Source organism: Streptomyces fuscichromogenes (assembly GCF_014645815.1).
Taxonomy (GTDB): domain Bacteria; phylum Actinomycetota; class Actinomycetes; order Streptomycetales; family Streptomycetaceae; genus Streptomyces; species Streptomyces fuscichromogenes.
In genome coordinates this window covers 183729-201007 of the sequence record NZ_BMML01000009.1, presented here as the reverse complement: position 1 = coordinate 201007, position 17279 = coordinate 183729, and the positions used below count along the sequence as shown (strand labels likewise).

Annotated in this window: 14 protein-coding genes; 9 read left to right on the top strand and 5 right to left on the bottom strand. The window is 73.3% G+C overall.

Annotation, left to right across the window (positions count from 1 at the left end; all coding sequences use genetic code 11):
* The first annotated feature begins 83 nt into the window (after nucleotides 1–83).
* The 4 genes from IEZ11_RS21355 to IEZ11_RS21335 all read left to right on the top strand — a co-directional run bounded on the left by IEZ11_RS21355 (nucleotide 84) and on the right by IEZ11_RS21335 (nucleotide 6392).
* Complete coding sequence (locus IEZ11_RS21355) at nucleotides 84–1067, top strand: ABC transporter permease (protein WP_189264421.1); 984 nt, start codon at nucleotides 84–86, stop codon at nucleotides 1065–1067.
* On the top strand, nucleotides 1064–1954 hold the full coding sequence (locus tag IEZ11_RS21350) for an ABC transporter permease (protein ID WP_189264420.1): 891 nt from the start codon (nucleotides 1064–1066) through the stop codon (nucleotides 1952–1954). The genes IEZ11_RS21355 and IEZ11_RS21350 overlap by 4 nt, the downstream gene beginning before the upstream one ends.
* Nucleotides 1954–4548, top strand: a complete 2595-nt coding sequence (locus IEZ11_RS50975) for a dipeptide ABC transporter ATP-binding protein (RefSeq protein ID WP_229713246.1) — start codon at nucleotides 1954–1956, stop codon at nucleotides 4546–4548. Before IEZ11_RS21350 ends, IEZ11_RS50975 begins: the two co-directional genes overlap by 1 nt.
* A gap of 485 nt (nucleotides 4549–5033) precedes the next feature.
* Nucleotides 5034–6392 (top strand): helix-turn-helix domain-containing protein, encoded by a 1359-nt coding sequence (locus IEZ11_RS21335; RefSeq protein ID WP_189264419.1) that lies wholly within the window; start codon nucleotides 5034–5036, stop codon nucleotides 6390–6392.
* Between the two features lie 135 nt (nucleotides 6393–6527).
* Here IEZ11_RS21335 and IEZ11_RS21330 read toward each other — a convergent pair whose 3' ends face one another.
* The 5 genes from IEZ11_RS21330 to IEZ11_RS21310 are packed head-to-tail and all read right to left on the bottom strand — an operon-like array spanning nucleotide 6528 to nucleotide 13201.
* Nucleotides 6528–7976, bottom strand: a complete 1449-nt coding sequence (locus tag IEZ11_RS21330) for a maltokinase N-terminal cap-like domain-containing protein (protein ID WP_189264418.1) — start codon at nucleotides 7974–7976, stop codon at nucleotides 6528–6530.
* Nucleotides 7973–9970 carry an alpha-1,4-glucan--maltose-1-phosphate maltosyltransferase gene (locus tag IEZ11_RS21325; RefSeq protein ID WP_189264417.1) on the bottom strand — a complete coding sequence of 666 codons (1998 nt, stop codon included), beginning with the start codon at nucleotides 9968–9970 and terminating at the stop codon, nucleotides 7973–7975. The genes IEZ11_RS21330 and IEZ11_RS21325 overlap by 4 nt, the downstream gene beginning before the upstream one ends.
* 30 nt (nucleotides 9971–10000) lie before the next feature.
* Complete coding sequence (locus tag IEZ11_RS21320; RefSeq protein ID WP_189264588.1) at nucleotides 10001–10639, bottom strand: DJ-1/PfpI family protein; 639 nt, start codon at nucleotides 10637–10639, stop codon at nucleotides 10001–10003.
* Between the two features lie 5 nt (nucleotides 10640–10644).
* Entirely contained in the window at nucleotides 10645–12321 is a 1677-nt protein-coding gene (locus IEZ11_RS21315) for a thiamine pyrophosphate-binding protein (protein ID WP_189264416.1), read from the bottom strand.
* A 43-nt stretch (nucleotides 12322–12364) separates the two neighbouring features.
* A complete protein-coding gene (locus IEZ11_RS21310; protein WP_189264415.1) occupies nucleotides 12365–13201 on the bottom strand; it encodes a type 1 glutamine amidotransferase domain-containing protein in 837 nt (278 codons plus the stop codon).
* Nucleotides 13202–13533: 332 nt separating this feature from the next.
* Between IEZ11_RS21310 and IEZ11_RS21305 the strand changes: the two genes are divergently transcribed.
* The 5 genes from IEZ11_RS21305 to IEZ11_RS21285 are packed head-to-tail and all read left to right on the top strand — an operon-like array spanning nucleotide 13534 to nucleotide 17269.
* Nucleotides 13534–13947, top strand: coding sequence for a hypothetical protein (locus tag IEZ11_RS21305; RefSeq protein WP_189264414.1), 414 nt, complete (start codon nucleotides 13534–13536; stop codon nucleotides 13945–13947).
* A 24-nt stretch (nucleotides 13948–13971) separates the two neighbouring features.
* Nucleotides 13972–15609 carry a GMC family oxidoreductase gene (locus tag IEZ11_RS21300; protein ID WP_189264413.1) on the top strand — a complete coding sequence of 546 codons (1638 nt, stop codon included), beginning with the start codon at nucleotides 13972–13974 and terminating at the stop codon, nucleotides 15607–15609.
* Nucleotides 15596–16408, top strand: a complete 813-nt coding sequence (locus tag IEZ11_RS21295) for an ester cyclase (protein WP_189264412.1) — start codon at nucleotides 15596–15598, stop codon at nucleotides 16406–16408. Before IEZ11_RS21300 ends, IEZ11_RS21295 begins: the two co-directional genes overlap by 14 nt.
* 34 nt (nucleotides 16409–16442) lie before the next feature.
* A complete protein-coding gene (locus IEZ11_RS21290) occupies nucleotides 16443–16814 on the top strand; it encodes a nuclear transport factor 2 family protein (RefSeq protein ID WP_189264411.1) in 372 nt (123 codons plus the stop codon).
* 5 nt (nucleotides 16815–16819) lie between these two features.
* On the top strand, nucleotides 16820–17269 hold the full coding sequence (locus IEZ11_RS21285; protein WP_189264410.1) for a VOC family protein: 450 nt from the start codon (nucleotides 16820–16822) through the stop codon (nucleotides 17267–17269).
* The last annotated feature ends 10 nt before the right edge of the window (nucleotides 17270–17279 follow it).

The window sequence follows — 17279 nt, the reverse complement described above, 5'->3', positions numbered from 1 at the left end:
AATGAAGAGAAGGCAGACTCCATCCCCCGGCGGACGCCCGCGCACCGCCCGGGTCGTCACTCTCCGTGCCCGTCAGGAGTTCCATGGTCTTCCTGATCGCCAGGCGCCTGGTCCGCTGCATGGTCCTGTTCCTCGTCTCCCTGGTCCTGTCCTACGCGCTCGCCTCGACCGCGCTCGATCCCCGCGCCTACTTCGAGGACCGCAGGCCGGCGCCGTCGGCGCGGGTCGTCGACCGGGAGCTGGCCCGGCTCGGCATGGACGACCGGGCACCGCTGCCGGAGCGCTTCGCGCACTGGGCGGACCGGGCCGTCCACGGCGACCTGGGCCGCACCATCGACGACCAGTCCGTGAGCGCGGAATTCGGCCGCCGTATCGGCGTGTCGGTACGGCTGCTGCTGGTGGGCACGGTCGCCGGTACGGCCGTCGGCACGCTGGCCGGGATGTGGGCGGCGGTCCGGCGCGGCGGGCTCGGCGACCGCGCCCTGGCCGGGTTCTCCTTCGCGGTGCTGTGCGTGCCCACCTTCGTGCTGGCGCTGCTGCTGAAGACCGGCGCCCTCGCGGTCAACCGGGCCGCGGGCGGCAACGTCGTCAAGTACACCGGGGAGCACACTCCCGGCCTCCAGGGCGACTGGAGCGTCCACCTGCGGGACACCGCGGCCCACCTGGTGCTCCCGGCGCTCTGTGTGGCGCTCGCGGCGATCGCCCTGTACAGCCGCTACCAGCGGGCCGCCACCCTGGACGTGCTCGCCGCGGACCATCTGCGCACCGCCCGCGCCAAGGGGCTCACCCCGGGCCGCGCGCTGCTGCGGCACGGGCTGCGGATCTCGCTGGTACCGATGACGGTCTTCTTCTCCTTCGGCGTCCTCACCCTGGTCACCGGGGCGGTGTTCACCGAACGGGTCTTCGGCTGGCCGGGCATGGGCAGCTGGCTGATCGACTCGGTGGAGAAGGGCGACGTGAACTCGGTCGTGGCGGTGAACGGCTTCGCCGCGGCCGTCGTCCTGCTGGCGGGGCTGGTCGCGGACGTCCTGCACGCGCTGCTCGATCCCCGGGTGCGGCGGCCGTGAGACCGGGGCGGCGCGGGCGGGCCGTCCTGCGCCGGCTGGCCCGGCACCCGGGGGCGCTGTGTGGACTGGCGATCCTGCTGGCCCTCGTGGTGCTCGCGGTCGCCGGGCCGTACGTGTGCCGGTGGTCCTACACCGACGTCGACTACACCGCGCTGCGGCAGCCGCCGGACGCGCGCCACTGGATGGGCACCGACCGGATCGGGCAGGACGTGTTCGCCCAGGTCGCGCACGGGCTGCGGAAGTCGCTGCTGATCGGGGTGCTGGTGGCCGCGGTCGCCACCGGTCTCGCGGCGGCGGTGGGCGCCTGCGCCGGGTACTTCGGCGGCTGGACGGACCGGTTGCTGATGTTCGTCGCGGACCTGCTGCTGGTCCTTCCCGGCTTCCTGGTCCTGGTGGTGCTCGCCCCGCGGCTGCGGCGGTGGGGCTGGCTCGCGCTGGCCGGACCGCTCGCCCTGCTGGGCTGGATGGTCACCGCGCGGGCGGTGCGCGGCATGACCCGGTCGCTGAAGGAGCGTCAGTTCGTGGTGATGGCACAGCTGATGGGGGTCGGGCCGGTGCGGATCATCTGGCGGCACGTGCTGCCGCACCTGGCCTCGTTCCTGATCACCGACGCCACGGTCACGGTGGCCGGGGCGGTGGTCAGCGAGGCGGGTCTGTCCTACTTCGGCTTCGGCGTGCAGCCGCCCGACGTCTCCCTGGGCACGCTGATCGCGGACGGGTCGGACGTGGCCCTGGTGTACCCGTGGATGTTCTTCTTCCCGGCGGGTCTGCTGACCGCGTTCGTGCTGGCCGTCAGCCTTCTCGGCAACGCCCTGCGCGACGCCCTGGACCCCACGACGGTACGGCCCGCCGGTCCGCCCCGCGGTGTCGTCTCGGGGCTCGCCTGATGAGCGCGGACCTGGCGGCGGGCGAATCGGCGGCCCCGGCCCTGGAGGTGCGCGGGCTGACGGTCGCCTTCGGGGGCGGGCGGCGGCCGCCGGTGCCCGTGGTGCGCGGCGTGGACCTCGTACTGCGCCCCGGCGAGGTACTGGGCCTGGTCGGCGAGTCCGGTGCGGGCAAGTCGCTGACCGCGCTGTCCCTGCTCGGGCTGGCACCGCCCGGTGCCCGGGTGGGCGGTTCGGTGCGGCTGCTGGGCGAGGAGCTGCTGGGGCGGCCGGAGCGGGAGCTGGCCGGCCTCCGCGGGCGCCGGATCGCCATGGTCTTCCAGGATCCGCTGCACGCCTTCACCCCGGTGCTGCGCGTCGGCGACCAGATCGCGGAGGCCCTGCGCATCCACGAACGCCCGCGCCCGCGCCGGGGGACGGCGCTGCGGCGGGCCGTGGAGCTGCTGGACCTCGTCGGGGTGCCGCAGCCGTCACGAGCGGCGCGCGCCCTGCCCCACCAGCTGTCCGGCGGAATGCTCCAGCGGGCCATGATCGCGATGGCGGTGGCGAACCGGCCCTCGGTCCTGGTCGCGGACGAGCCGACCAGCGCGCTCGACGTGACCGTACAGGCGCAGGTGCTGGCGGCGCTCGGGGCCGCCCGGCGGGAGACGGGAGCGGCGCTGCTCCTCGTCACCCACGACCTCGGCGTGGTCGCGGGCGCCGCGGACCGGGTCGCGGTGCTGTACGCCGGGCGGGTGGTGGAGACGGGTCCGGTGGAGGCGGTGCTGTGCCGGCCCCGGATGCCGTACACCCTCGGCCTGGTCGGCGCCGTGCCCCGCCTCGACGCCCGGTTCCCGCCCACACCGGTCCCGGGCACCGCCCCCGCCCCGGGCGGCACCGGCCCCGGCTGCCCCTTCGCCCCGCGCTGCCCGCTGGCGGAGCCGGAGTGCGGTACGGCCGAGCCCCCGCTCACGGAAGTGGACAGCCCGTCCCGGGCCGCCCCCACCGCGACCGACGTCCACGAGGCGGCCTGCCGGCGGATCCGGGAGGCCCGACACCGGACCGCGGCCGAGCTGTTCGGGGCACCGCCGGGTACCCCGGACCGGACGGCCACGGCCGCCGGTCCGACTGCCCACCCGGTCGGCGGCACGCACGCCCGCCCGACGCCCGCACCGGACGGCACGAGCACGAGCGCGAGCGCCGCCGAACCCGCCCCGGCGGCTCCGGCCGCCCCGGCCGCCGCGCCTGGACCGTGGCACCGGGCCATCGACACCCCGGCGCACGCCGACCGCCCGGCCGAACCGTCCCCGAACACGGCCGAGCACACGGCCGGGGACACGGCCGGGGACATGGCCGGGGACATGGCCGGGGACATGGCCGGGGACATGGCCGGGGACACACCCCGAGCCGGAGCCCCCGGCGCACCCCGAAGCGCCGCCCCCGGCACCCCCGGCACCCCCAGAACTCCCGCCGCCCCCAGCATCCCCGACGCCCCCAGCACCCCGGGCACCCCCAGAACCCCCGCCACCCCCAACACCCCCAGCACCCCGGGCACCCCCGCCACCCCCGCAGTCGCAGCCTGCGACATCGTGCTGTCGGTCTCCGGGCTCGGCCGGTCGTACTCGGTCGCGGGGTTCCGGCGTCGCCGTGCCCCCGTCGTGCGGGCCGTCGAGGGTGTCGATCTGGAGGTGCGGCGCGGGCAGACGCTGGCGCTCGTCGGGGAGTCGGGGGCCGGGAAGAGCACGACGCTGCGGGAGATCGCCGCGCTGACGGCTCCGCAGGCCGGGCGGGTGGAGATCCTCGGGCAGGACACCGCGCTGCTGTCCCGCCGGGCGGCGCGCGAGCTGCGCACGGCGGTGCAGCTGGTGCCGCAGGACCCGGCGTCCAGCCTCGATCCGCGGATGCCGGTGGGTGACATCGTCGCCGAGCCGCTGCACGCCGCCCGGGTGCCGCCGGCCGTCGTGGCGGCGCGGGTGCCGCGGCTGCTGTCCCAGGTGGGGCTGCGTCCGGCGGACGCGGACGGCTATCCGCACCAGTTCTCCGGCGGGCAGCGGCAGCGCGTCGCCATCGCCCGCGCCCTGGCGGTCGGCCCCGCGCTGCTGCTGCTCGACGAGCCGGTGTCCGCGCTGGACGTGTCGGTGCAGGCCGGGATCCTGGACCTGCTGCTGCGGCTGAAGCGGGAGCTGGGCCCGGCGTACCTGCTGGTCTCGCACGACCTCGCGGTGGTCCGGCAGCTCGCCGACCGGGTGGCGGTCATGTACGCGGGCCGGACGGTGGAGACGGGCGGCGTGGCCGAGGTGTACGGGCGGCCGCGCCACCCCTACACCCGGGCCCTGCTCTCGGCCGTGCCGCTGCCGGACCCGGTCGCGGAGCGGGCCCGGCGCCGGACCGTGCTGCCCGCCGACCCCGGGCCGGACCCGCGCGCGGGCTCCGGGGCCGGGTGCGGGTTCCGGGCCCGCTGTCCCGTCCAGGCCCTGCTCTCGGCCGCGCAGCGGCGGCGCTGCGCGGCGGAGGTACCGCGGGGGCGGGCGGCCGGGCCGGGCATCGACCACACCGTCTCCTGCCATTTCCCGCCCGGCTCCGCCTTTCCGCACGACGAGGGACCGGGTCCGGACTGACGGCCGAAGGGCGACCGTCGGACCGGACCCGGTCCCGTGCGACGCGCGTGTGTGATCAGCAGCAACCACCGGTCCCGCCGACGCCCGCGGGCAGGCTTTCGTGCTGCCGGAGGTCACCCGGACCGGAATCGCTCAGCCACAGTCCCCCCGACACCAGACCACTGATCAGGACGACGATTGCAAAGAGCGCGATTATTTTATTGCTCACGAAAATCCCCTCCCCTGAACAATATAAGTGTGCGCCTTGACGATTACAGTCAACTCTGAATGACTAATGCAGTCAAGCAGGTTCTTGCAAAATTAGTCATAAACAAACGGAATATCGCACACCACATAAGGCTTCCCTCAATTTGATCAGGGAAATCGGCTGCAGAATGCGGTAGAAGGCCGCTAAAAGATCACCGGAGGCCCATTGGGTAGACATCAACTTACTGGTAACATCGATCTGTCATCCCGATAGTCAAGTACTGCACCGAGGAGTTCGCATGGATCCACTCGGCAACGCGACGGCCGCAGGACTGGGCGAGCGCATCAGGGTGTTGCGCGGCAAACGTGGACTCAAGCAGCAGGATCTCGCGTCCGATGATATTTCGGCGAGCTACATCTCCTTGATCGAGTCGGGTAAGCGCGGCGCGCCGTCGGACTCGGTGCTCGCCTCGCTCGCCGAGCGCCTGGGGTGTTCCGCGGAGTACCTGCGCACCGGACGCGACGACCACGAGCTGGAGGAGACCCGGCTGCGGCTGGCCTTCGGCGAGATGGCCCTGCGCAACGGCAGCAACGGCGAGGCGCTCCAGACGCTGAGCGACCTGCTGGCGCGGCCGTCCCTGCTGGACCCGTCGATGACCCGGCGCGCGCGCATCGCGCAGGCTTCCGCCCTGGAGAAGCTGGACCGGATCGAGGCCGCCATCGCCATCCTCGAAGACCTCCAGCGCGACCCCGACCTGCCTCCCGGTTCCGCCGACTGGTGCACGGTGTCGGTCGCCCTGAGCCGCTGCTACCGCAACGCCGGCGACATCACGACGAGCATCGAGATCGCCGAGCGGGCCATGTCCCGGCTGGACGCCCTCGGCCTGGACGTCACGGCCGACCACGTCCAGCTCGGCGCCACGCTCATGGCGTCGTACCACATGAGGGGCGACCTCACCCGGGCCCAGCTGCTCGGCGTCCGGCTCCTCGACTCCGCCGAGCGGCAGGGGGCACGAGCCGCGCGGGGGGCCGTCTTCTGGAACGCCGGGCTGGTGGCCCGCTCCCGCGGCCAGCTGAACGAGGCACTGGCGCTGGTGGAGCGGGCACTGGCGCTGATGTCCGAGGACGACAACATCCGCCATCTCGCCATGCTCAAGATGAACTGCGGTTCGCTGCTCCTCCAGGTCGACCAGCCCGAACCGGCGCGTGCCAAGCAACTGCTGGAGGAGGCCCAGCAGTTGCTGGCCGAGGTGGGCAACGCGCCGGAGCTCGCCCAGTGCGAGATCGGGCTGGCCGACGCGGACGCGATGCTCGGCAACTGGGACGAGGCCGCCGCCCACGCGGAGCGGGCCCTCGGCCTCACCGGGCCGGAGTCCCGCATCCAGGCGGTCGGCGCGCGCGCCACGCTCGCCGAGATCCATCTGCTGCGCGGCGACCACGAGCAGGCGGCCCAGTGCCTCCAGGCCGCCACCCGGCAGCTGCGCCAGTTCCCGCCGTCCCACCAGACCGCGCTCAACTGGCGTTACCTCGGCGACCTGTGGCGCCGCCAGGGCAACAGCACCGCGGCGCTCCAGGCGTACGACCATGCGCTGTCGTCGGCCGGCCTGGCCCCGAACCGCGACCCGAGCTCGACCTTCACCGAGCAGGGCCGCCCCTGACCCGGTCCGCCCCGTTCCCCGGCCCACCCGAATTCCCCTCCCGGAACCACCGCGACAACCGCACGACAAAGAGAAAAGAAACTCCGCAGAACAAGGATTTCCCGGCCCCGTCGCCCAGTTGTCGGGCCGTCGCCGTCAATGGGCCGGTGCGGCCAGACGGTGGATTGCGGTGAGGGGGATCGGTAGGTGATCGGGGCGTAGACGGGATTCGTAGACGGCCTCGTAGACGGCCTTGTCCGCCTCGAAGGCGCGGAGCAGCACGGGGTGGCAGTCCGGGTCCTCGTGGCCGGCGGCCGCGTACCCGGCGATGAACGCCCGCCGGTTGCGGGCCGCCCACGCGGACGCGCGCCGGCGTTCGCGCAGCCGGACCGCCGGTGAGGCCTCGGCCGTCCCGACGGTGGCGAGCCCCGTGCGGGCCGCGTAGTCGAAGGAGCGCAGCATGCCGGCCACGTCGCGCAGCACCGGCTGCGGACGGGCGCGTTCGGCGGCCGACCGGGCCGGCTCGCCCTCGAAGTCCACGATCCGCCAGCCGTCGTGGGCGCGCAGCGCCTGGCCCAGGTGCAGGTCGCCGTGGGTGCGCTGGACGAACAGCGGGCAGCCGCGGCCGGCCACCCGGGCGCAGTCGTCGAAGAGGGCGCCGAGCCGTGCGGTGTACCGGGCCAGGGCCGGCACCTCCTCGGCGGCCTCCTTGAGCCGCATGGTCATCCGTGCCGCCTCCTCGGCCACGTCCGCCACGGTCAGCCGGGTCCGCCCGAACGCCTCGCCCAGCGCGCCGTGCACGTCGGCGACGGCCTCGCCCAGGCTGAACGCGTCCCCGGTGAAGCCCCCGCCGGCGAAGCCGCGGCCGGCCACGGAGTCGGTCGCCTGCCGCAGCGCCTCCTCCCAGCCGTCCCGCGCGTCCGGCAGGAACTCCTCGACGAGGCCGAGCACCAGGCCCTCCGCGCCGGGGGCGTCGCTGTGCACCGCCCCGTAGAGGTGCGGTGTGCGGGTGCAGTCCTGGCCGGTGAGCGCCCGCAGCGCCTCGACCTCGGTGTGCGGTCCCGGCTCCGGGCGGCGGAAGATCTTCAGCAGGATCCGGTCGCCGTAGGCCACGGAGGTGTTGCTCTGCTCCACCTGGAGCGGCCGGGGCACCAGGCCGACGGGCAGCGGATAGCGGGAGCTGCGTTCGAGGCGCGGTCCGTGCTCGGCACCGCCGCCCGCCAGGGTGCGCAGCAGCAGGGCGAGCAGGGTGCCGTCGGCGAGCGCGTCGTAGACCCGCCAGCCCTGCCAGGGGCCGGCCGGCACGGTGGCGATCGCGGCGGGTGCCAGTCGGGCCGGCAGCTCCGGGCGCAGGCCCAGCAGGAGCTGGCAGCGCAGCGGTCCGGCGGCGCCGTCCGCGGCGACCACGGCGTGCAGCAGCAGCGGGGGTTCGTCGCCGACCACCGACGCCGCCTCGGCGGTGAGCGGGGCCCCGGCGTAGCGCGTGTCGAACCAGCGCCGGCCGGTCAGCCACGGCCCGAGCGCGGGCAGCAGCGGCCGCAGAAGCGCCGTCCTCGTCTCCGTCCTTGTCCCTGTCCCTGTCTCCGTCCCTGTCTCCGTCCTCATGACGCCTCCTCGGTCGTCAGTACGTGCGCGACCTGGTGGGCCGGGTCGAGGCGCACATAGGTGGACTCGCCCCAGGCGTAGGCGGCTCCGGTGAGTTCGTCGCGGAGCTTGAGCGTGCCGTCGCCGGGCAGCCCGAGGGCCGCCAGGTCGCAGGTCACGGTGGCCTCCTGGGCCCGGTGCGGATCGAGGTTGACGACGACCAGCACCACGTCGGTGCCGCCCTGGGGCAGCTCCAGGTGTTTGGAGTAGGCGAGGACCTGGTCGTTGTCGGTGTGCTGGAGCCGCAGGTTGCGCAGTTCCTGGAGGGCCGGACGGGTCCGGCGGAGCCGGTTGAGCAGGGTGATCAGCGGGGCGATGGTCCGCCCCTCGGCCTCGGCGCGGGCCCAGTCCCGGGGCCGCAGCTGGTACTTCTCGGAGTCGAGGTAGTCCTCGGTGCCCTCGGTCAGCGGGGTGTTCTCGCACAGCTCGTACCCGGCGTACACCCCCCAGCTGGGCGCGGCGGTCGCCGCCAGCACGGCCCTGACCTCGAAGGCGGGCCGGCCACCGTGCTGGAGGTAGGCGTGCAGGATGTCCGGGGTGTTCACGAACAGGTTGGGCCGCAGGAAGTCGGCGCTGTCCCGGGTGAGTTCGGGCAGGTACTCGGTCAGCTCCCGCTTGGTGTTCTTCCAGGTGAAGTAGGTGTACGACTGCTGGAAGCCGGCCTGGGCCAGGGCGTGCACCATGGCCCGCCGGGTGAACGCCTCGGCGAGGAACACCACGTCCGGGTCGGTGGCGTTGACCTCGGAGATCAGCCGCTCCCAGAAGTGCACGGGCTTGGTGTGCGGGTTGTCGACGCGGAAGATCCGCACGCCCTGCGCCATCCAGTGCCGCAGGACGCGCAGCGCCTCGGCGTACAGGCCCTCGAAGTCCGTGTCGAAGTCGAGGGGGTGGATGTCCTCGTAGGTCTTCGGCGGGTTCTCGGCGTAGGCGACCGTGCCGTCCACCCGGTGGTGGAACCACTCGGGGTGCCCGGTCACCCAGGGGTGGTCCGGGGAGCACTGCAGGGCGAAGTCGATCGCCACCTCCAGGCCGAGGCCGCGGGCGGTGCCGACGAAGTACCGGAAGTCGTCCAGGGTGCCGAGGCCGGGGTGCACGGTGTCGTGGCCGCCCTGCCAGGAGCCGATCGCCCACGGCGAGCCGACATCGTCCGGGCCCGCGACGAGAGCGTTGTCGGGGCCCTTGCGGTGGGTGGCGCCGATGGGGTGGACGGGCGGCAGGTACACCACGTCGAAGCCCATCGCCGCCACCGCGGGCAGCCGTCCGGCGGCGGTCCGCAGGGTGCCGCCCACCGGCGGCGCGCCCGACTCCACGACGGCCCCCTCCGAGCGCGGGAACAGCTCGTACCAGGAGCCGACCAGGGCGCGCCGCCGTTCCACGCGCAGCGCCAGCGGCCGGGAGGAGGTGACCAGTTCGCGCAGCGCGTAGCGGCCCAGGGCGGCCGTCACCCGGGGGTTGGTGACGGCCGCCAGCCGGGCCGAGGGCGGGCTCAGCGGGTCGCGGAGCGCGGCCGTCGCGGCCCGGACGTCCTCGCGCCGGTACCGGTCGGTGATGTCGTTCTCGCCGTGCGCCGCCCGTTCGTGCAGCAGCGCGCCCTCGCGCAGGGTGAGCTCGGTGTCGACGCCGGCCTCTATCTTCAGAGCGGCGTCCTGTCTCCAGGTGGCCAGCGGGTCGGCCCAGGCCTCCACCCGGAAGGTCCACAGGCCCTCGGTGCCGGGGATCACGGTGGCGCTCCAGCGGTCGGCGTCCGGATCGACGAGGGTCATCGGCACCCGCTGTGCGGGGGCGCCCTCGGGGCCGCGCAGGACCACGTCCGCGGCGACCACGCCGTGGCCCTCGCGGAAGACGGTGGCGGTGATGTCGAGGTGCTCGCCGGTCACGGCCTTGGCGGGCAGTTCCCCGTCCCGCACCCGGGGGCGGACGTCCAGGACGGGGATGCGCCCGGTCACCGGTGTCATGGGATCGCTCCTCTCCCCGTTCGCGTCCCGTCAGCCCTGCCCGGCCGGAACGGCCTGGGCGGGCTGGTCGGGCTGGGCGGCCTGGGCGGGCTGGGCGGGCTGACGGTCGGCGAGCAGGTCGATGATGGTGCGGGCGAACACGTGGCAGTGATTGCCGGTGCGGCCGGTGACCAGGTCGTCGTGGACGACGACGTCCTGGTCGACGTACTCGCCGCCCATGTTGCGCAGGTCGCCCAGCAGGTTGTTGTGCACCACCGCGCGCCGTCCGCGCATCAGGCCCGGAATCGGCGCGGCGAGCCACATGCCGTGGCAGATGATGCCCTTGACGATCGCCGGGTCGGCGAACGCGCGGCGCAGGAACCGCGCGGCGGGCGGCAGCTCCTGGGGGTCGTCGGTGTAGCGCAGGCGGTCGGAGACCATCCCGGAGGGGACGATCACCGCCGAGTACTCCTTCAGCGCGAACTCGTCGAGGTCCTCGAAGGACTCGTTGACGTCGAAGGGCATGCGGTGCTCGTGCCCCTGGAAGGTCATGGCCTCGTTGCCCCAGAGCCGGGTCAGGAAGTGGACCTCGGCGCCCTCCTCGGGGAAGCGGTAGCGGTAGTAGAGGATCTCGGGCTCGTAGAAGTCGCTCTCCATCAGGACGGCGATCTTGTGGCCGGACAGTCGCACGGCGGTCACCCCTTTCCCTTTGCCGTCACCAGGTCGACGAGGAACGGCCCGTGGTGGGCGAGGGCCTGCGTCACCGCGTCCTCGGCCTGACCGGGCTTCTCCACGCGCACGGCGGCCACCCCGAGGGAGCGGGCGAGGCCCGTGAAGTCGATGGGCGGGTGGGACAGGTCGAACATGCCGGGCTGTTCGTGAGCCGGTATGCCCGTCTCCCGCCAGTACTCCTCGATGTTGTCCTCCAGCAGCCGGTAGCTGCCGTTGTTGCAGATCACGAACTTGGTGGACAGGCCGTGGCGGACGGCCGTCCACAGGGCCTGGAAGGTGTACATGGAGCCGCCGTCGCCGGTGAAGGCGACCACCGTGCGGTCGGGGTGGGCGAGCTGGGCGCCGAGCGCGCCGGGGATGCCGACGCCCAGGGAGCCGCCCCGGGTCTGCATCCACTGGCCGGGCACGGTGGGCGGCAGGTGGCGGAAGAGCTCCGGGGACGCGGTCAGCGCCTCGTCGAACAGCAGGGCGTCGGAGGGGAGCTGTCGTGCGAGTTCCCTGGCGAAGGCGGTGGTGGGCAGGGCCTGTGCCTCGCTCCCGGCCAGGTCCCGCTCCCGGGCGCCGGCCAGGGCGTCGGCCCGCTCGGCGGCCCGTACCCGCAGCCGCTCGGCCGCCTCGGTGCGCCGCTCCTCGCCCAGCTCCCCGCGCAGCGCGTCGGCGAGCAGCCCGAGGGTGGCCTTCGGGTCGGCCACGATGCCGAGGTCCACGGGGAAGTTCTTGGCGATGGCGTCGGTGTCCAGGTCCACGTGGACCACCGGGGTGCCCTCGGCGAAGACGTCGTACAGGGCCGGGAACACCTCGGGCAGCGCATAGGTGCCGACGATCAGGACACCGTCGGCCGCGCCGGTGATACGGCGGCTCTGCTCGCCGAACATGTGCCCCAACTGGCCCGCGTAGGCCGGGTGTTGCACGGAGAGGTTGACCTCCGCCCAGTCGGCGCCGTACACGTCGGCGCCCCACACCTCGGCGAGCCGCGCCAGTTCGGGCTGGGCACCCGCGAAGTGCACGCCGTCGCCGGCCACGATCAGCGGGCGGCGGGCCCCGGCGAGCAGGGCGGCGGCCCGCGCGACGGTGTCCGGGGCGGGCCGGCTGCGGGTGTCCGGGTAGCAGACCGGGACGACGGGCTCCCGGGTGCCGGCGTCCATCACGTCGGCCGGCAGCACCACCAGGACCGGCCCGTACGGCGGGGTCCCGGCCACCTTGAAGGCGCGGCGCAGCACCCGCAGCGTGGAGTCGGGGTCGAGCACCCGGGTCGCCCACTTGGTGACCGGCCGCGCCATGCCGACCAGGTCGGCCGCCATCTGGGCGTCGAGTCCGGCGTACCGCAGCCCGGCCTCGCCGACCAGGGTGACGATCGGGGCATGGCCGCGCATGGCCTGGTAGAGCATGCCGATGCCGTTGCCGAGGCCTACCCCGGAGTGGAGTTGCAGGACCGCCGGGGTGCGGGTGGCGCGGGCGTGGCCGTCCGCCATGCCGACGGCCGTGGCCTCCTGCAGGGCCAGGATGTACTGGATCGAGGGGAAGGAGCGCAGTTCGTCGAGGAACCCCTGCTCGACCGTGCCGGGGTTGCCGAACATGTACCGGACGCCTTCGGCCTCCAGTTGCTCCAGGAGCGCGACGCGCGCGGGCCTGCTGTCCATGCTGGTCACCTCTCGGACCTTTCGCGGGACGGATGTCAGGACGTCAGGAGGTCCTGAACCCCCACTGGCGCAGGCCCTGTTCGAGGACCTCGACGGTCTTCTGGCCGGTCAGGTAGGAGTCCGGGGTCGAACGGCCCGTGATGAACGGGTAGTCGACGATGACCGAGGTCTCCTTGCCGAAGTTGCCGTGGTAGGCGCCGCCGGGCGCGGTGGCGTCGCGCAGGATGTACTCCAGCGGGTACGGCGGCGGGCCCATCACGAAGTCGGTGCCGAGGAAGCCGGTGCCGTCCTTGTAGTCGTACTCGATGCAGTGCCCGGTGACGTGCTTGCCGCGGATGATGGACTCGCGGGTCTCCTGCTCGCGGGCGAAGGCCAGGCAGGCGACGCCGTAGCACTCGGCGGCGATCGGCCGGTCCAGGGCGCGGAAGGCCAGGATCAGGTCGTGCACCCGCCAGTTGTTGGCGAGGTCGACGATGGGTCCGCTGCCGCCGACGATCAGCAGGGCGTCGTAGCGGTCGGCGATCTGCCGGCGGATCTGCTCCAGGCGGCTGTGGTAGGCCTCCCAGTCGCGCAGGAAGTACGGCCGGGAGCGGTAGGGCCGGTCGGGCAGCCAGGACGCCAGGTCGAGGGGGTTGTCGAGCCGGTCCGACTCCTCGACGGCCCGCACCTTGGCCGCCATCTCGGGCGTGGTGACGGACCGGCCGAGCGGCGGGTCGACGTACTCCGGGTCCATGCTCGGCGGCAGCGCGTTGGGCCGCTTGCCGGTGGGGGTGGCGAAGGTGACGTGGTAGCCGGCCTGGTCGAAGGTCTCCAGGGGGCCTATCAACTCCTCGCCCCAGTAACCGTGTTCGGACAGGACGACGAGGATGCGCCTGCTCATGGGATTCCTCCCGGATCGGCGGGACGGTGCCAAGTGGCGGATTCCTGTCTACGGCGGGGCACTTCGTCCGGACCATCGCCGCCGCCCGTGCTCACGGCACATGCCCAAGTGGCCGAATGCACTACGGCATGTTGTGGCCAAGGCCTGCGGGAGCATCGCTACCGGACGGTACGGCCGTCCCGGCGGGCGAGTTGCCCGAGCCTGAACAGCGACTTCGCACAGTGCGCCCGGGGTTCGGGCGCGGGGACGCGCGGGGCGGCCGGGGTGTGGGGTCATCGGACGCGTATCGCTCCCGGTTCCCGGGGGCGGGACCCCGATGAGCGGAGACACCCATGTCCACCGAACAGACCGGCTCCGACCGGGAGATCGAGGAGTTCGTGCAGCGCTGGTTCGGCCTGCTCAACGTGCACGCCCCGGTCGCGGAGCTGTTGCCCCTCGTCGCCGACGAGGGCCTGGAGATGGCCTTCCCGGAGCGCACCCTGCACAGCCACGCGGACTTCGTCGACTGGTACGCGGCCGTCGGCGAGGCCTACAGCGAGCAGGACCACACCGTGGAGAAGCTCGTCCACCAGGAGGACGGCACCCGGACCGGTATCGACCTGACCGTCGTGTGGACGGCCAAGTCGACCGCCGACGGCTCCGTGTCCTCGTTCCGGATCAACCAGCAGTGGCGGCTCGAACGCCCCGCGCCGGGCGCCGCCCCGGTGATCGTCGACTACCAGGTCGGCGAGCCGGCCGCCCTCTGACCCCGTCACCGTTTGGAGGCTGACATGCCGTCGAATCCGACTTCCCCGGTGCCACAGGGCGCCGACTACGTGGTGGTCGGCGCGGGTTCCGCCGGCTGCGCCGTCGCCGCCCGGCTCAGCGCGGACCCGTCCGTGACCGTGATCCTGCTGGAGGCCGGCGGCCCGGACGAACGTCCCGAGATCCACCACGCCGACGCCGCCTCGGTCCTCTCCCTGCTCACCGCCGACTGGCGCGGCGAGATCGACTGGGGCTACGAGACCGAACCCGAGGCCGGCATGGCCGGCCGCCGGATCCCGGTGGCCCGCGGCAAGGTCCTCGGCGGGTGCAGTTCCGTCAACGCCCTGATGTGGGTGCGCGGCAGCCGCCACGACTACGACCGCTGGGTCACCGAGGGCGCGAGCGGCTGGTCGTACGACGAGGTCCTGCCCTACTTCCGGCGCGCCGAGAGCTACTCCGGCGGCGGCTCCGAGCTGCGCGGTGCCGACGGCCCGGTCCGGGTACGGCAGTTGGACCACCCGTCCCCGCTGGCGTCCGCCTTCGTGGCGGCGGCCGGTGAACTCGGCCACGACGCGGCGAGCGACGGCGACTACAACGGCGCCCGGCAGGACGGGTTCGGTTTCCTCTACCAGACCAACCGCGACGACGCGGGCGGGCGGTGCAGCGCCGCCGACGCCTATCTGCGCCCGGCCCTGGACCGCCCCAACCTGACCGTGCTGACCGGCGCCCGGACCACCCGGCTGCTGCTCGACGGGGACCGGGTCACCGGCGTCGAGTACGTCCAGGGCGGCGCCCCCGCCCGCATCCGCGCCGACCGCGAAGTCATCGTCTCCGCGGGCGCGTTCGAGACGCCGAAGCTCCTGATGCTGTCCGGGATCGGCCCGGCCGACCACCTCAGGGCGCACGGCATCCACTGCGTGCGCGACCTGCCGGGCGTGGGCGCCGGGCTCCAGGACCACCTCTTCACCCCGGTCTGCTACCAGTCCCTCCAGGAGCACCCGCCCGGCGCGCTGCTCTCCGAGGCCGGGCTGTTCACCCACACCCCGGCCGCCGACCCGGACGGCCCGCCCGACCTGCAGTTCACCTTCGGCCCGGTCAAGTTCCTGCCCGCCGGCGCGCCGGACGGGCAGTGGGAGGGACCCGGCCTCACCTTCGCGCCGATCGCCGTGCTCCCGCACAGCCGGGGCCGGGTCCGGCTGCGCGACGCCGACCCCGAGTCCAACGCGGTGATCAGCGCCGGCTACCTCACCTCGGCCGCCGACCTGGACGTGCTGGTGTACGGGGTCGAACTGGCCCGCGAACTCGCCGCCACCCGCGCCCTCGACGCCTTCCGCGGCGACGAACTGGGCCCCGGCAAGGACGTGTCGGGCCCCGCCGAGCTGCGCGACTACGTCGCCGCCAACGCCACCACCCTGTGGCACCCGGCCGGCACCTGCCGGATGGGCACGGGCCCGGACGCGGTCACCGACCCCGAGCTGCGCGTCCACGGCATCCAGGGCCTCAGGGTCGCCGACGCCTCCGTCATGCCGTCCATCGTGGCCGGCAACACCCACGCACCCAGCGTGATGATCGGCGAGCGCGCGGCGGCGTTCGCCCTCGGCAGCTCCCAGCCGCTTCCGTCCGCCGCCCGACCGACCGAGGGGATGCACCATGTCCACCCGTGACCAGCAGGAGATCCAGAAGCTCTACGGGCGCTTCCTGGACGCGCTGAACGCCGGCGACCTCCAGGGGGTCCGCGCCGTGCTCAGCCCGGACTTCACCGACCACCACCCCGGCTTCGACATCACCGGCATCGACTCCTACCTGGAGGCGGTGCGCGGCGCCCACGAGTCGCTCGACCTCAAGGGCGAGCTGGAGGAGGGGGTGCCGCTCGGCGAGGACCGGATCGTCACCCGGGTGAAGCTCACCGGCACCCACCTCGGCGACGTGCTCGGCTTCCCGGCCACCGGCCGTAAGGTCGAGTGGTCCACGACCGAGATCTGGCGGGCCGAGAACGGCCTGTTCGCCGAGCGCTGGGCCCAGGACGACCTGTTCGGCCTGCGCGCCCAGCTCTCCTCGGACGACCTGAACTACACCGTGGTCCGGCAGGTCAGCGACGCGGTCAACGAGCGCCGCTACGACGACCTCGACGAGCTGTTCGGGCCCACCTTCAAGGACAACAACCCGGCCTGGAGCGTCGAGAGCCTCGACGAGCTCAAGGTGATCATCAAGGGCGCGCACGACGCGCTGGACATGAAGGTGCACCTCGACGCCCTGTACCCGGCCGCCCCCGACCGGGTGATCATGCACATCACGTTCCACGGCCGGCACATCGCGCCGTTCTTCGGCCAGGAGCCGACCGGCAGGGAGGTGTCCTGGACCAGCCTGGAGGTCTACCGCCTGGAGGACGGCAAGGTCGTCGAGCGCTGGGTGCAGGCCGACACCACGGGCCTGATGCGCCAGCTGGGCGTGCCCCTCCCCTGACCCCCATCACAGGCATGCAGGAAAGGACGGGCGCATGAGCACCCGAGAAGTGGTCGACACGTACTACCGGCTGGCCAACGAGGGCGACTGGGACGCCTGGTGCGACCTGTTCGCGATCGACCAGACCATGGACGAGCAGCTGGCCGGGCATGTCGAGGGACGCGAGACGCTCCGCGAGATGATGAAGGGCTTCCCTCAGATGTACGCCTCCTTCGCCAACGTCCCGCGCCTGGTCGTGGTGGACGGCGAGCAGGCCGCGGTGGTCTCCGACATCACCGCCCGCACCCCGGACGGCATCACGGTCGAGGCCGTGGTGTGCAACTACTTCCGGGTCCGGGGCGGGCTGATCACGTACATGACGAACGTGCACGACACCGTGCCGTTCGCCCCGGTCACCGGGAAGTGACGGCCATGACGACCGCCGCCCCGAACGGCCTGCGCTGGGCGCACGTGGGCCTCAACTGCCGTGACCAGAAGGCCACCGAGGACTTCTACAGCCGGCACTTCGGCTTCCGCCGGGCCCGGGTGGTGGAGGCCGACGGCGCCCGCGTGGTGTTCCTGCGCAACGGCCCCGTGTACCTGGAGCTGTTCGCGACCGACGCGGACCCGCTCTTCCCGGCCGCGAAGGACGGCCCGGCCAGCCCCGGCACCGCCCGGCACCTCGCCTTCCAGGTCGACGACGTGGACGCGTTCCTCGCCGCCGCCGGGGGCGAACTGGAGCCGACGCTCGGACCGCTGGCCTTCGACGAGTTCATCCCCGGCTGGAAGACGGTGTGGGTGTCCGACCCGGACGGCATCGTGGTGGAGGTCAGCCAGGGATACACCGACCAGTCCACCGAAGAACTGGCAACGTACGCCTGACAGGAGAGTT